Source organism: Actinomadura meridiana (assembly GCF_039537545.1).
In the GTDB taxonomy this organism is placed as follows: domain Bacteria; phylum Actinomycetota; class Actinomycetes; order Streptosporangiales; family Streptosporangiaceae; genus Spirillospora; species Spirillospora meridiana.
On sequence record NZ_BAABAS010000012.1, the window covers coordinates 141950 to 156939 of the forward strand.

Consider the following 14990-nt stretch of genomic DNA (forward strand, 5'->3'; position numbering starts at 1 on the left):
TTGTTTCCTCCCTAACAATGCGCGTCCGGTCGTATCCTCTGGTTGTCCTGCCGGAAACACAAAACAGGAGGCGCGATGCCGATCGTTCGAGATCCACTCGACCCGAAGCTCTCCCTGTGGCACTGCCTCTCGTACTACCTTCGGTTTTTCCGGGAGAACGAGGAACTCTCGCTGACGCAGTGGGGAAAGATCATCGGTGCCGCGCGCTCGACTGTTTCGAACATGGAGGCCGGGCGGCACCGGATTCAGGAAGACCACGCGAAGATCATCGACAGTCACTTCGGCACCGGACGCCTCTTCGAGCTTCTGCTCTTCTTCGCGCGCCGGTCGCACGACCCGAACTGGCTGATCCAGTACTACAAGTACGCGGAGTTGGCCAGCCTGATCAAGATCTTCCACGGCGGTATGATCCCGCCGCCCTTCCAGACTGACGAGTACACCTGGGCCTGGGTCCAGGAGAGCGAGACCGATGACTTCGAGGTCCTCCAGGCCACAAGGGTCAAGCGGAAGCGGGCCATATTGGACCGCGAAGACCCCCCTTATCTCATGGCCCTAATCCACGAGAGCGTCCTGGCGACAGTCATCGGCGGCCATGCGGTCATGAAAGACCAGCTGAAGTACCTGCTGAAGCTGACAATGGTGCCCAACATCAGCGTCCGAGTCGTCCCCTTCTCGGCTGGTTCGCATCGCGGAGTCGACGGGTGCTTCCAAGTGATCAGTCTGGACGGCCGGGACATCGCGTACGCCGGTGCCCAGAACGGTGGGCGGCTTATCGAAGAACCCGCCGAGTCAAGGGAGTTTTGCTTTAAGTTCGATCGTATCGGCGCGAAGGCCCTGAGCGAGGACGGGTCGTGCGCTCTCATCGAACAATACGTGGAGAGGTATTCATGATCGTGCAGTGGCGGAAGAGCTCACGCAGTGGAGGTACGTCAGACGAGGCGTGTGTTGAGGTGGCGGGGTTGTCGGGGGTTGTTGGGATCAGGGATTCCAAGGATCCGGATGGGGGGCGGCTCGCGGTGAGTGGGGCGGCGTTCGGGGTGCTGGTGGAGGAGATCAAGCGGGGGCGTCTCGACCGGTTGTGATCGGACGCCGTCAGGGCGCGGCGGGCCTGGTGACTGGTCCGCTGCGCCCGGCGGGTCAGCAGGTTGTGCTGGGGGTTATGTCGGGGGTTGGGGCGGTCAGGGTCATGGTGATGATTCTGGTGACGAGGTCGGTGAAGGACCAACCTGCGGTGGCGGCGGCCTCGGGGAACATGCTGATCTGGGAGAGGCCGGGGAGGGCGTTGACCTCCAGGCAGTAGGGGTCCCCGGCGCCGTCGTAGCGGAAGTCGACGCGGGAGTAGCCGCGGTGGTCGAGGCCGATGGCGCGGTGTGCGCGCAGGGCCAGGGAGCGTAGGGTCTCGGCCTCGGGTTCTGGGATCGAGGCCGGGCAGGTGCGGGTGTGCAGGCCGGGCAGGCGCTTGGCGTCGTAGGAGAACAGGGCGGTGAGTGGGGTGACCTCCATGATCGGCAGGGCCTGGTCGCCGATGACGCCGACGGTGAACTCCCTGCCCGGTAGGTAGCGTTCGATCAGCATGTCGCCGGGGCCGCGGGCGAGGGTTCGGTGGAGTTCGTCGATGGTCCGGACGAGTTCGACGTAGAGGCTGCCGCCCCCACGGGTCGGTTTGGCGACGGCGGGGCCGCGCCGTACGAGGTCGGCGGCGGCGTGGAGGTCGGCTTGGCCGCGGGCGCCGTCGATCGCGGAGTGGACGGCGACCGCCGGGGCGATGGGGATTCCGGCGGCGTGGAGGAGTCGGCGGGCTACCAGTTTGTCCAGGGCGTGTGATGCGGCGGCTACTCCCGGGCCGGTGTAGCGGACCTCCATCAGATCCAGGAGCGCCTGGACGTGGCCGTCGCCTCCCCACCCGCCGGTCAGGGCGACGAAGACGACGTCCGCCTGGCGTAGTCGTGCGGCTACTTCGGAGCTTGTCATCACCTCGTACCAGCGTCTGCGTCTGCGCATCGGGGTGATGTCGGACGGTGCCAGGGCGAGTTCGACCCGGGGCAGGTCGGCGGTGGTGTTGATCGCGGTCGCGCCGTTGAGCGGGTCGACGAGGGTGACCAGGTCCCCGCGGGCGAGCAGGGTCTCGGCGACCGCCGCTCCCGAGGCGAGGGACAGGTCGCGTTCGTCGCTGTCGCCTCCGTGCAGGACGGTGACCCGCATCCTTTTGTCACCATTGACAAACAAGGCTTCCCCTCCGTGGTGGAAATGCTCGGGCGGTCGGGTGCGGGGCGGGTCATTCACCGGTGGGACGGGCGAGGACCAGTGGGCTCCGGGTTCGGCCTTCCGCGATGGCGACGGCCGGTGGGACGAGCAGTCCCGTCACAGCGAAAATGGCGCCGAGGACGAACCAGCCCGGTCGGCCCCACTGGATGCACAGTGCCGTCACCATCGCCGGGCCGAGGAAGTCGGCGGCGCCGAGTCCCATGCCGAAGAGGCCCTGGTATTGGCCGATCGCGTGGGGCGGGGCTAACGCGTACGACACTTCGAAGCCACCGGCGGCATGCCACAGTTCGCCGACCGTGTGGACGACGACGGCGGCCAGCAGTGTGGCGACGGCGATCCATTTCGGCGCACCGGCGGACATGACGATGACGGCGCACGACAGGAGGAAGGTGAAGCCCGCGCGGCGAATGGCCCGTCCGGCGGACTTCGGGGTGTTGATATTCCTGGTGACGCGGGCCTGGAGCGATCCGACCATCGCGGTGTTGACCAGCATCGTCGCGCCGATCATCCAGGTGGGCGCGTCGGTGCGGGTGACGATCCAGAGCGGAAGCGTGATGGTGAGCACCTTGAACTGGACGGCGAGAATGCCGTCCAGGACGGTCAGTGCGGCGTACGGGGCGTCCTTGAGCGCGACCCATCGGGATCCCCGGTCGGTCGGGATCGGCCGGGTCGGCGGCAGGCGCCAGGTGAGTGCCGCCGCGCAGAGGGACGACGCCGCCGTCGCGAGAATGAGCGTCAGATAGGCCGAGCGGGTACCGACCTGGGCCGCCCAACCGGCGGGAAGTGTGCCGATCGCTATGCCGACGTTGCTCACCGCGCGCAGATGGCCGCGGAATTCCTGCGGACGGTCCTGGCCATGGTCGGCGACCAGCGGTCCGCGCGCCGCCAGTCCTGCCGTGTGGGTGTACGCGGTCGCGCACGCCGCGAGCAGGAACGTCCAGAAGTCGGTGGCGAGGGTGAGGGCGGCGATCGCCGCGGCGCCGCACACCAGGGTCGCCATGAAGACGCCCCGGGCGCCGCGCCGGTCGGCCAGATGTCCGATGGGCGGGCCCGCCGTCAGGGCGAGCAGTCCGGCGACGCTGAGGCCGATGCCGACCTGGCCGACGGGCAGGCGTACCGACTGGGTGAAGTACAGGACGCCCGCCGTGACGTAGGCGCCTCGTCCGGTGGCGTGCACGAACACGATCAGTGCGAGGTTCCGTTGCGGCCCGTCGGGGGGTAGCCAGAACGTCCATCTCACATCGCGGTCCCCGAGCCGGACCGGTCTCTCGTGGGGGGACGGCCACCAGGGACGGATCGTCGTGGTGGGTGCGTCTCGATGTGGAGGGTCACGGCGTCGCGGACCTGGGCGTCCAGGAGGTCGATGTCCGCGTCGAACGGTGCGTCGAAGAGTGCGGTCACCGCCCGGTGCCCGGAGTCTGCGATGGGTCGGAGAGTGGCGTGCTGGTTCTTCTGCACCATTACTTCGTGCAGGGTGGGCGGGGCGTGGCGGGGGAGCGGGCGGGGCGGCGGCCAGATTCCGGCGGGGCAGAGCCATCGGGTCGAGACGTCGGGCGGCCATTCCACGGTGACGTCTCGGAGGATGCCGGGCGCGTGGTCGAAATAGACCTGCCGGACGCGCCGACGCGGTTCGGGATAGGCGACTTCCTTGCCGAGGGCCGCCTCGATGAGCAGCGATTCGAAGGGGTGGCCGGTCGCGAGGTGGAACAGCGCCATGCAGCCGTCGCCGGGCGGACGGGCGGCGATCTCCATCAGCACCGGCTCGCCCGCCTCGTTCAACCGGTATTCGGCGTGCGCCCAGCCGGTCTCGAACCGCAGGTGCCGGACGACGTCCCGCGCGGTCTCCAGCAGCCGCTCGTTCTCCCGCTCGTTCAGGTTGACGGGCGGGATCGTGTGGACCAGCTCCGCGAAGAACGGCGTGCTCTGTTCGTTCGTCCCTTTCTGTGTAATCGCTGAGAAGACCGGGCGGCCCCGAACGGTGATGATGTCCACGTTGTATTCGCGGCCGTTCACCCGTGGTTCGATCAGGAGTCTGTCGCCGGGGCCGAGCCGTCCGAGATGGCGAGCCAGCGCGGTCGCGTCGTCGAACTGCCTCACCCCGACGCTGGACGACAGGTGTAGCGGTTTGACGACCACCGGTAATGACTTGGCGGCCCACTCGACGGCCTCGTCACCCGACTCGGCGGTGGCCAGCCGGGATTCGGGGCTCCACGCGCCGAGATAATGGCGTTGCAGCAGTTTGTCCCGGCAGACGCGGGCCGCCCGCATGCCCACGCCGGGGATGCCCAGGCCGTCCGCCACGATGGCGGCAGCCTCGGCGAACACCGCGCTGGCCCCGAAGATGCCGGCGATGGAGTAACGGTCTGACCAGCGCCGTATCCGGTCGACGATCCCGGCCAGGTCGTCGCCCTCCAGAAGGGCGGTCTCGTCGATGACGGAGAATGGATGATCCGGCACATCGAGAAACGCCCTGGACGCCTCGTCGAGGTCCGATCGGGGTGGTCCGGTGATCATGAGAATCGCGAGATCGCGGGAGTGTAGATCCGCGAGGAACCCGCCGACTTTGGGCGGGTCGCCCATCAACACGAAAGCCCGTCGCCTGATCACATCGCGTGTCATCCCGTGGAGCCCTCCGAGCGCCGCCGGTCCACTATCAAGATCATGCCGCGCTTTCTCATGTTAGGTCGACAAAGGCGGAAGCGCGATCCCTTGTGCGTGAATTCCAGAATCTCGTCCTGCTGTCGGCCGCCACGACCTGATCACGTGGCGTGTTCGGTCGGTGACGGGACAGTACAGCCTGCTGTACCAAAAAACGGCCCCTGGCTGGATCGAAGGGGGCGATGTCCGTCCGTAGCGTCGGCGAGGGTGCGGAACTTTGCGCCGACGGGGGGTGACCATGAAGTGGTCCAAGACAGGGGAATCGGGTGCCGGTCTCGGGACGGGCGGCCGTTCCACCAGAAAGCTGTACGGGCGAGCCTCCGAAACAGCGATGCTCACTTCCGCCCTCGACGCCGTCGCCGGGCGCAGGTCCCGGGCGGTGTCGCTCGAAGGGGCGGCGGGAACGGGCAAGAGCACTCTGCTGAACCGGGTCCGGGCGGACGCCAGGCGGCGCGGCTGGACGGTGCTCTCCGGGCGGGCGACCGTCCTGGAGACGGGCTATGACTTCGGCGTGCTGCGGCAGGCCGTCGCCGGACTCGCGCCACTGCCGGACGGACGCCCGGTGTCAACGCAGGTCACGGCGCCGGAGGAGGTCTCGCCGTTCACGGTCTTCGAACAGGTGTCGGCGCATGTGCTCAAAGCAATGGCGGCCGCCCCGGTTCTGATCACGGTGGACGACGTCCAGTGGTGCGACCCGTTGTCTCTGCGCTGGCTCGCTTATCTCGTGCATCGCAGCGCGGACCTGCCGCTCGCTTTGGTGTTGGCCGACTCTCCGGGAGAGGTCAGCGAGGTGCGTCCGCTGGTCGACGAACTGTCCGCGTCGTGCGAACGGTGGAGGTTGCGCCGTCTGACGTCCGCCGACGTGCGTCCCTGGATAGCGGACGCTCTCGGCACCCGTCCCGACGAGGCGTTCGTTGAAAGCTGCCTGCGCGCTACCGGCGGAAACGCGGCGTTGCTGGCCGCGCTGCTGCCGGAGCTGGCCGCGCGTTCCGTCCCGCCGGTCGGCGCGTCGTCGGCGTCGATCGAGGGCGCCGGACGCGCCGGAGCGTGCCGGTGGGTGCTGCCCTGGATCAATCGCGGCGGGCCGCACGCGCTGGCCGTCGCGCGGGCGGTCGCCGTGCTGGGCGAGGAGAGCGAGCCGGTGCTGGTCGCCGAGCTGGCCGACCTGGACCTGGCCGACGCCGCCCGCGCCGTCGACCGGCTGATCAAGCTGGACGTGCTGTCGGACACCTCGCCGCTGCGATACGTCCACGCGCTGGCGCGGACGGTGGTGGAGGCGGGGATGTCCGCCGGGCTGCGGACGTCCCACCGGCTGCGGGCCGCCCATGTCGTCGGCGACCGGTACGCCGCGCCGGAGCGGGCGGCGGCGCACCTGATGGCCATCGAGGTGACCGGTGAGCCCTGGGCGCTGGACACGCTCCGCGCCGCAGCCGCGGCGGCCCGGGACCGCGGCGACGTCCAGCGTGAACTGGGCTACCTGCGCCGGGCGCTGACCGAGCCGATGCCGGTCGCCGCCCGCGCGGAACTGCTGACCGACGTCGGCGCGGCCGAGGCCGCCGCGGGCGACCCCACCGCCGAGACCACGCTCGTCGAGGCCGCCGGGTTGGCCGCCGCTCCGTCGCTACGCGTCCGGATCGGGGTCGACCTCGCCTACCTGGACGCCGCCGCCGGACGTCCCCTCGACGCCGCTTTGAAGATCGTCGACGAGGCGGGCGCGCAGGTGCCGCCGGAACGGGCCGCGCTGGTCGCGGAGGCGGAGTTCGGCGTCTTCTTCGCGTCCGCGTCCGCGGGCGGCCTCGCGGAGTTCTTCGAGCGGCGGCTGCCGAGGCTGCGGGAGCTGACCGCCGGTGACGCCCGGCTGACCGCGCTCACCGGCGTCGTCGACGCCTGGCTCGAGATCCGGCGCGGCCGCGACCGGGCCGCGTGCGTCCGCCATGCCCGCGCCGCGCTGGGCGCCATCGACCCGCACAAGCCCTGGGAGGCGGGGCTGCGGCTGCTGGCGGTGGGCGCGCTGATCACCGCCGACGAGGACGACCCCACCACGACCGAGCGAGCCCCCGACCACCACGCCATGACGCGCGACGCCACGATCAGGGGCTACCTGCACGGACGTCTCCTGCACGGACGAGGCGAACTGAGCACCGCGAGAACGCGGATCGACGCGGCGCTGGACGACCCGTTCGTGGCGGGCGCCCTCGGGATCGCGCCCCTGGTGCGCGTGCTGGCCGACCTCGGCGAGCTGGACGCCGCCGACCGGCTGATCGGAGAGCGCGTCCCCGGAGCGACGAAGGCCCCGAACTGGGCGACGACCGCGTACGCCTACGCCAGGGCGGCGCTGAGCGTGATCCGCGAGCGGCACGCCGAGGCCAGGGAAGGCTTCCTGGCGGCCGGGGACGGCCTGCGGGCCATGGGCGTCGACAACCCGGCGGTGCTGCCATGGCGGTCCCAGGCCGCCCGCAGCGGCGCCGCCCTCGGTGACACGGACACGTCGTCGTCCCTGGTCACCGAGGAGGTGGACCTTGCCCGGCAGTGGGGCGCGCCGCGCGCCCTCAGCGTCGCGCTCGCCGCGTACGGGCTCGTCCACGAGGATCTGGACGCGGCGCGCGAGGCGGTCACCGTCCTCGACCCGCTCGCGGCGGACCTGCACCGCGCGACGGCGCTGGTCGACCTCGGCACCGTCGGTCTGGCGACCGGCGCCGACGAGGCCCGCGACAACCTCCAGGACGGCTACGCCCTGGCCCGCACGATCGGCGCCATGCCCATCGCACGTCGCGCGTCCCGCCAGCTCAGAAGCGTCGGCGGACGCCCCGACCTCGCCCGCATCAGCGGCGTCAACGCCCTCACCACCCAGGAGCGCGTCGCCGCGCAACACGCCGCGACCGGCGCCACCAACCGCCAGATCGCCGAAACGATGGTGCTCACCCAACGCACCGTCGAGCAGTACCTGACCAGCACCTACCGCAAACTCGGCATCTCCGGCCGCCGCGACCTCCCCGCCGCCCTCTCCGACTAACCCGCTCGCGCCGCTGCCCTGCCCGCGCCGCTGGCCCGTCCGCGCCGCTGGCCCGCTCGCGCCGCTGCCGTGCCCGCGCCGCTGGCCCGACCGCGCCGCTGGCCCGCCCGCGCCGCTGGTAAACGCGCGCTGTTGGTTGGGCTGCGCTGTTGGTTGGACGCCTTCTCGTCGGGACGGGCTTGCGGTTAGGGCGTGCTGTTGTGGGTGCTGGCGCAGAGGGCCAGGACTTCGGTGGTCAGGGCGTCGGCGGCGTCGGGACGGCCCATTTCGCGGGCTCTGGCGGACATGGTGGAGCGGCATGCCGGGTCGGTGAGGAGGGCGCGGAGTTCCTCGGCCAGGCGGGGCGGGGTCGCGTCCTGGCCGATCAGGACGCGGGCGGCTCCGCGTTCGGCGAGGTGCTCGGCGTTTCGGCGCTGTTCGTCGCCGCCGGTCGGGATGAGCGGGATCAGCACCGAGGGCTTGCCCAGGGCGGTGAGTTCGCTGACCGTCCCACCGCCGCTGCGCGCGACGATCACGTCGGCGAGTGCGAGGACGTCGGCCAGCTCGTCGCCGATGAAGCCGCGCACCAGGTAGCGGCGCCGCAGTTCGGGGGGCAGCGTCTCGGCCGCCGCGAGCGCCGCCTCCGCCAACTGGGAGCCCGCCTGGTGCAGGACGTTCGCGGACCGCAGCAATTCGGGCAGGACCCCGGCCACCAGTTCGTTGACCTGCCGCGCGCCGAGCGAACCGCCCGTGACGTAGACCGTGGGCAGGGCGGGCGTCCAGCCGCTCCAGCCGAGCCGGGGCGCGGCGGCTGACGGGTCGCCGTTGCCCAGTCCTGGACGGATGGGGTTGCCGGTCACCACCGCGCGTCCTTGCAGGCGGCGGGGCAGCAGGGCCATGGCTGGGTCAGCGCTGAGGGCGATTCGTCGTGCGCCACGCATGGTGATCCGGTTGGCGAGCCCCACCTGCACTGTTTGCTCGTGGATCAGCAGTGGACGGCGTCGCACCCGGGCCGCCAGGCCGACGGGTACGGAAACGTAGCCGCCGCTGCACAACACGGCGTCCGGCGCGATCTTCCCGACCACGCTGATCGCCTTGATGACCCCGGCCGGGACCTTGCCCGCGTCCCGGATGTTGGCGGCGGACAGCATGGCCAGCGGGTTACGGGCACGCCGCAACTTGCCGGTAGGGATCGCGGTGAACGGCACGTCCTCCTGCGCGGCGACGGTCTCCTCGATGCCGCCCCTGCTGCCCACCCAGTGCGCCTGGAGTTCCAACCCGTACACGCCGAGCGCCACCCGCGCGGCCCGCACGACCGTGACGGCGGGGAACGTGTGGCCGCCGCTGCCGCCGCCGCTGACGATGAGCCGCACCGGCCCGCCTCGGTCGATGAGCGCTCGGGGGACGACGATCGGCATTGTGGGACTCCGGAGTGAAAGGTGGGTGGACGGGTGCGTCCGCGCCGTCAGGGCTGGTAGATCCGGGGCACGCTCGCGGGAATCCGGGACAGGATCTCGGCGGGCAGGAGGTCGAGCCTACGGGCCAGCTCGACGACGGTCAGTTCTCCGTCTCCGCCGGGACCGAACAGTGTCACCTGGTCGCCGGGGCTGGGCATGCTCTGGCCGACGTCCAGCACGGACTGCTCCATGCCGACCACCCCGGCGATGGGGTGGCGGCGACCGGCGATCGTCAGCTCGATCCCGGCGGCGCCCGCCGCGCGGGGCAGCCCGTCAGCGTATCCGACGGGGACGATGGCGATCGTGCTGTCGACCCCCACCCGGTACGTCAGCCCGTACATCACGGCGGAACCGGCGGGGATGCGCTTGACCATCGCGACGGTCGAGTGCAGTCCCATCGCCGGTCGCAGCACGATCGGCCCGGGCCCGCGCCCGGGGCTGGGGCCGGAGCCGAGGGCGAGGCCGGGGGCGGGGTCTGGGATCGGGTTCAGGCCGTACAGCGCCAGCCCGGCGCGCACCATGTCGTAGCGGCTCTCCGGCAGCGTGAGCAGCGCCGCCGAGTTGGCCATGTGCCGCACCCGTGGCTCCACCCCGGCGGCCGCCGCATATCGGACGGCGTCGTCGAACGCGGTGAGCTGCGCGGCGATGGACGGATGGCCGAGCACCTCCGCGCACGCGAACTGGGAGAAGATCCCCGTGACCTCGATACGACCGGCCGCCTGCGCGCGGCGCGCGGCCTGCACGAGCTGCGGCCAGTCGTCCTCGGTGGCGCCGCCACGGGACAGACCGGTGTCGATCTCCAGATGCACCCGGGCCGGACGCCGGTGCCGCGCGGCCTCGGCGATCACGTCCAGCCGCCACGGCGCGTCGACGCCGAGTTCGACATCGGCCAGCACGGCGGCGTCGTAGCCGGTCCGATTCCAGGGCAGCCAGGCCAGGATCGGCGCGTCGAGCCCCGCGCGCCGCAGCGTCAGCGCCTCCTCGATCCGGGCCACGCCGAGCTGCGCGGCGCCGCCGTCCAGCGCGGCGCGGGCGGCCGGGACCAGGCCGTGACCGTAGGCGTTCGACTTCACGACCGCCATCACCGGCGTGCCCTTCGCGGCCGCGACGAGCGCGGCGGCGTTCGCGGCTATGGCGCCCAGGTCGATACGGGCGTACGCTCCGTGCGCGACGTCCGCCGCCCCGCCGTGCCGGGTGATCGAGTGCATGAGGTCCAGGGTGGAGACCGTCCGGCGCCGTCCGGACCGTTGGACGACCAGGCGGGCCAAATCCCCGGAGGTTTCGGGCGGTATTACCCGGTATTCACGATTGAAATGCCCGGTGCGAACGGCGGAAATGACCGGTGTCCCGATAATCGCCTTCGCCGTAGCCTCTCGCAGGAACATTTCGGACCGGGAAGGCTGATGGGGGACATGCTGATGTCGGATCCGTGCGTCGCGGGCGCCCATTTTCGGGACGGCGACAGTGCTTGACGAGCGGGTCAGTGTTGGGGTCGTGTTCGGTGGGCCGTCCGCTGAGCATGAGGTGTCGGCCGCGTCGGCGCTGGCCGTCGTGCGTGAGCTTCCGAAGGGGCGGTACCGCCCGGTCGTCATCGGGATTGATCGGGACGGCCGCTGGCTGCTCGTCCCGCCGCCGGTGGTGGAGGAGGCGGCGTCCCGTAAGACGAGTGGGCCCGCGATTGAGGATCGGCTGACCGCGACCGGCGTTGAGGTGGAACTCAAACGCGGCGGCCAGGTTGTTGGGCCCGACACCAATGAGCGTGTCGATGTCGTCTTTCCCGTCTTGCACGGACCCTTTGGGGAGGACGGAGTGCTCCAGGGTTACCTGGAAACGCTCGACCTGCCCTATGCCGGATGCGGTGTCCTTGCCTCCGCCGTCGGTATGGACAAGGTGGCGATGAGGCGCGCGTTCGCCGCCGAAGGGCTGCCGTCCGTCCCCTTCACCTGGTTCACCGAACGGCAGTGGCGCGAATCCGACGATCAGCTGTCGCTGGCCGGAGCGGACCTCGGCTGGCCCCGGTTCGTCAAGCCCGCGAACATGGGATCGTCCATCGGCATCACCCGGATCACCGGGCCGTCCGAGCTGGCCGCCGCCGTTGAGGAGGCGTTGCGGTACGACGACGTCGTCCTGGTCGAGCAGGGTGTCAGCGGCAGGGAACTGCTCTGCGGAGTGATCGGGGACACCGACGAGCCCTGGGCCTCGGTGCCGTCCGAGGCGAAGGTCACGGGCGACTTCTCCGACTACGCGCAGAAATACCTGAGCACCGCCGACACGGTGACCTCGCCCGCCGTTCTGCCGCCGGACGTCACGGCCCAGGTGCGGGACATGTCCGTCCGCGCGTTCCGCGCCATCGGCGGCCACGGGCTGGCCCGGGTCGACTTCCTGTACGACGAGACCGCCCTCTATGTCGGCGAGATCAACACCATGCCCGGTTTCACCACCCGGTCGGTGTTCGCGCGGGGCTGGGCCGAGAGCGGGATGCCCTACGCCGACATCCTCGACCGCCTCATCGAACTCGCCTTCGCCCGCCACGAGCGTAAGGGCCGCAAGTCCGTGGAGGCCGGTTGATACCGCTCACCCTGGCGGAGATCGCGCAGGTCACCGGGGGGACCGTGCACGGCCCCGCGACAACGGTGACCGGCCCGGCCGTCATCGACTCCCGTGAGGTCACCCCGGGCTCGCTGTTCGTCGCGATCGTGGGGGAGCGCAGCGATGGGCACGACTTCGCCCCGGGTGCTTATGACGCTGGTGCCGTCGCCGTGCTGGGGTCTCGTCCCGTCGACGGGCCCTGCGTTGTGGTGGACGACGTGGTCGCCGCGCTCACGGAGTTGGCCGCCTTTGTTCGCGACGGTCTGGATCCGGTGGTCATCGGCCTCACCGGGTCGGTCGGCAAGACCACGACCAAGGATCTCCTCGCCCAGATCCTTGAGAACGAGGGCCCGACCGTCGCCACCGACCGCTCCTACAACAACGAGATCGGGCTGCCGCTGACGATCCTGCGCGCCGACCGGGACACCCGTTTCCTCGTGTTGGAGATGGGCGCCGGGCGTCCCGGCGACATCACGCACCTCGCCCGGGTGGCGCGGCCACGGCTCGGCCTGGTGCTCAACGTCGCCCCCGCGCACCTGCGCACGCTCGGCGGCCTGGCCGGGATCGCGAAGGCGAAGTCCGAACTCGTCCGGGCGCTGCCCGACCTGGAGGTCGGCGGTCTGGCCCTGCTCAACGCCGACGACAAGGCCGTCGCCGCGATGGCGGACGTCACCCGCGCGGGCGTTCTCTTCTACGGCCACGACGCCGACATCCGGCCCTCGGACGTGACGTTGGACGCCGAGGGCCATGTTTCTTTCGTCCTGCACACGCCGTCCGGTGAGGCACCGGTCCGGCTGCGGCTGCCGGGCGAGCATCAGGTGGCGAACGCGCTGGCCGCCGCGAGTGTCGCGACCGCCGTCGGCGTCCCCGCCGACCGGATCGCCGCCGCGCTCGGCTCCGCCGTCCCGCGCTCCCTCCACCGGTTCCAGGTCATCGACCGGCCGGACGGCGTCACCGTCATCGACGACGCCTACAACGCCAATCCCGCCTCCATGCGGGCGGCGCTGCACACCATGTCCGCGATGGCGACCGGCCGCCGGACGATCGCCGTCCTCGGCGAGATGACCGGCCAGGCCGACGAGACCGCGCATCACCACGCCGCCATCGGCAAAATGGTCGGGGACCTGAACATCGCGATCCTCGTGGTGGTCGGCACCGGCGACGGCCCCACCGCACTGGCCGCCGCCGCCCGCCGCGCGAACATCTTCACCCACGCCCTCCCGGACAGGGCCGCCGCACTGGATCTCCTACAAGGCCTTCTACGCCCGTCCGACGTGGTCTTGATCAAAGCGTCCAGCGAAGCGGCCCTGACAACGCTCGCAGAATCTCTCCGCGTCCCCGCGAAGTAATTGTCAGGCCGAGTACTGATAGGTGGGGTAGGTCAGATAGCCCGCGTCGCCGCCCTCGTAATAGGTGGCCTCGTCAACGGGTGAGATGGGGAGGGCGTTGCGGAGCCGTTCGACCAGATCGGGATTGGCGATGAAGGCCCGTCCGAAGCTGATGAGGTCGGCGCCCATGCGGAGCCAGCGGTCGGCGTCGTCCCGTCCGGTCTGCTTGGCACCCATCGGGACCACCGGATTCATGATGAGCGTGCCCGGCCACGCACGACGCAGCTTGACCAGCACTTCTTTATCGACAGTGGCCTCAAGGTGGACGTAGGCGACCTGGAGACGGGCCAGTTCGGTCAGCAACGCGGAGTAGAGGTCGAGGACGTCGTTCTCCTCCACACCCCAGAACGTCCCGCCGGGGGACAGCCGGATTCCGGTTCGCTGCGCCCCGACCGCGTCGACGGTGGCACTCGCCGCCTCAATGGCGAACCTGATCCGTCCGCTCACCGAACCTCCGTACTGGTCAGTGCGCAGATTGGCGTTGGACGACAGGAACTGCGAAATCAGATAGCCATTGGCGCCGTGCAGTTCGACGCCATCAAAACCGGCCTGAATGGCGCGTCGAGCGGCTTCCGCATTAAACACCATGCTGACCGCCCGGTCACGCTGCGCGGGTTATCGCCGGTGTCAAGGTCAAGCTCGGCGACGCCTCTCAATTTGGGCGACAAAGAGAGTGCGGACGGGGGGGCTCAGTGGGGGTTGACCCAGTGGGGAGTCCAGGTGCCGGGGGCGTCGTGGTCGGGGGTTGTGGCGGTGAGGTAGGTGCGGAGAATGGCCAGGGCCGGGTGGGAACCTGCTCTCGGCCCTGGGCATCCGCGCGTCCGGCGGCGAGGAACCGCGGCCCGAGCGCCGGGTCGCCGCGCGCATGCGCGCCGGAGACCTGCTCGACGGCTGGCGCTTCATCCTCGCCGACCCGATCCTGCGCCGACTGTTCCTGAACACCGCCTTGTTCAACGGGCTGGTCATGGCCGCCGACGCGCTGCTGGCCGTCCTGATGCTCGGCAGACTCGGATTCGCGCCCTGGCAGTACGGCCTCGCGTTCGCCGCCCCCGCGATCGGCGGGCTGCTCGGCTCACGGCTGGCCCGCCCGCTCGTCACCCGGTCCGGACGGCACCAGGTCCTGGTCACCTTCGGGACGCTGCGTGCCGTCTGGCCCATCGGCCTGGCCTTCCTCGGACCGGGCACGGCGGGGCTGCTCCTGGTGATGGGCGTCGAGCTCGGACTCATCTTCTGTTGCGGCGTCTTCAATCCCGTCCACGCCACCTACCGTCTCGACCGCACCCCGACCACCCGGGTCACCCGCACGCTGACCGCCTGGACGGTGACGACAAGGGCCACAATCGCACTCCTCACCGCCACCTGGGGCGTCTTGGGCGCGCTGCTCGGCCCCCGCACCGCCATAGCCCTGGCCGGGGCGCTCCTCCTAACCACCCCTCTGCTACTCCCTCGCCGCACACCGACCCCCAGCCCCACCGAACCAAAACGAACACCAACCCACACCAACCCACACCAACCCACACCTGAGGCAATACCTCGTCCACCCGCATTTGGATCCTGCGCCCGCTCTCGGACGCTGTGGCCGCCTGGATCTCAACCCCGGCCAGCCGCCGGTAAGTGGCGTGCTGCATGACGTCGTGGCGG

At 70.5% G+C, this 14990-nt stretch carries 12 protein-coding genes; 6 read left to right on the plus strand and 6 right to left on the minus strand.

The window, feature by feature from the left end:
• Positions 1-75: 75 nt before the first annotated feature.
• Complete coding sequence (locus tag ABD808_RS20965) at positions 76-891, plus strand: helix-turn-helix domain-containing protein (RefSeq protein WP_344899214.1); 816 nt, start codon at positions 76-78, stop codon at positions 889-891.
• On the plus strand, positions 888-1082 hold the full coding sequence (locus tag ABD808_RS20970) for a DUF397 domain-containing protein (RefSeq protein WP_344899216.1): 195 nt from the start codon (positions 888-890) through the stop codon (positions 1080-1082). The genes ABD808_RS20965 and ABD808_RS20970 overlap by 4 nt, the downstream gene beginning before the upstream one ends.
• A 55-nt stretch (positions 1083-1137) precedes the next feature.
• On the opposite strand, the gene ABD808_RS20975 is transcribed toward ABD808_RS20970, so the two are convergent.
• The 3 genes from ABD808_RS20975 to ABD808_RS20985 form a co-directional block, all read right to left on the minus strand.
• On the minus strand, positions 1138-2202 hold the full coding sequence (locus tag ABD808_RS20975; RefSeq protein WP_344899218.1) for a D-alanine--D-alanine ligase family protein: 1065 nt from the start codon (positions 2200-2202) through the stop codon (positions 1138-1140).
• Positions 2203-2275: 73 nt separating this feature from the next.
• Entirely contained in the window at positions 2276-3505 is a 1230-nt protein-coding gene (locus ABD808_RS20980; protein ID WP_344899220.1) for an MFS transporter, read from the minus strand.
• Positions 3502-4884, minus strand: coding sequence for an ATP-grasp domain-containing protein (locus tag ABD808_RS20985; RefSeq protein ID WP_344899222.1), 1383 nt, complete (start codon positions 4882-4884; stop codon positions 3502-3504). The genes ABD808_RS20980 and ABD808_RS20985 overlap by 4 nt, the downstream gene beginning before the upstream one ends.
• 277 nt (positions 4885-5161) lie before the next feature.
• Between ABD808_RS20985 and ABD808_RS20990 the strand changes: the two genes are divergently transcribed.
• Positions 5162-7936: an AAA family ATPase gene (locus tag ABD808_RS20990; protein WP_344899224.1), complete on the plus strand. Its 2775-nt coding sequence runs from the start codon at positions 5162-5164 to the stop codon at positions 7934-7936.
• A 185-nt stretch (positions 7937-8121) separates the two neighbouring features.
• Here the strand turns inward: ABD808_RS20990 and ABD808_RS20995 are convergent, their stop codons facing one another.
• A complete protein-coding gene (locus ABD808_RS20995) occupies positions 8122-9333 on the minus strand; it encodes a UDP-N-acetylglucosamine--N-acetylmuramyl-(pentapeptide) pyrophosphoryl-undecaprenol N-acetylglucosamine transferase (RefSeq protein WP_344899226.1) in 1212 nt (403 codons plus the stop codon).
• Positions 9334-9380: 47 nt separating this feature from the next.
• The gene (alr, locus tag ABD808_RS21000) at positions 9381-10580 is read right to left on the minus strand and encodes an alanine racemase (protein WP_344899228.1); all 1200 of its coding nucleotides are present in this window, start codon (positions 10578-10580) and stop codon (positions 9381-9383) included.
• Positions 10581-10836: 256 nt separating this feature from the next.
• Between alr and ABD808_RS21005 the strand changes: the two genes are divergently transcribed.
• The gene (locus ABD808_RS21005; RefSeq protein WP_344899230.1) at positions 10837-11940 is read left to right on the plus strand and encodes a D-alanine--D-alanine ligase family protein; all 1104 of its coding nucleotides are present in this window, start codon (positions 10837-10839) and stop codon (positions 11938-11940) included.
• The gene (locus tag ABD808_RS21010; RefSeq protein ID WP_344899232.1) at positions 11937-13310 is read left to right on the plus strand and encodes a UDP-N-acetylmuramoyl-tripeptide--D-alanyl-D-alanine ligase; all 1374 of its coding nucleotides are present in this window, start codon (positions 11937-11939) and stop codon (positions 13308-13310) included. The genes ABD808_RS21005 and ABD808_RS21010 overlap by 4 nt, the downstream gene beginning before the upstream one ends.
• 3 nt (positions 13311-13313) lie before the next feature.
• On the opposite strand, the gene ABD808_RS21015 is transcribed toward ABD808_RS21010, so the two are convergent.
• Positions 13314-13937 carry an oxidoreductase gene (locus ABD808_RS21015; RefSeq protein WP_344899234.1) on the minus strand — a complete coding sequence of 208 codons (624 nt, stop codon included), beginning with the start codon at positions 13935-13937 and terminating at the stop codon, positions 13314-13316.
• 277 nt (positions 13938-14214) lie between these two features.
• Between ABD808_RS21015 and ABD808_RS21020 the strand changes: the two genes are divergently transcribed.
• Entirely contained in the window at positions 14215-14979 is a 765-nt protein-coding gene (locus ABD808_RS21020) for an MFS transporter (protein ID WP_344899236.1), read from the plus strand.
• The last annotated feature ends 11 nt before the right edge of the window (positions 14980-14990 follow it).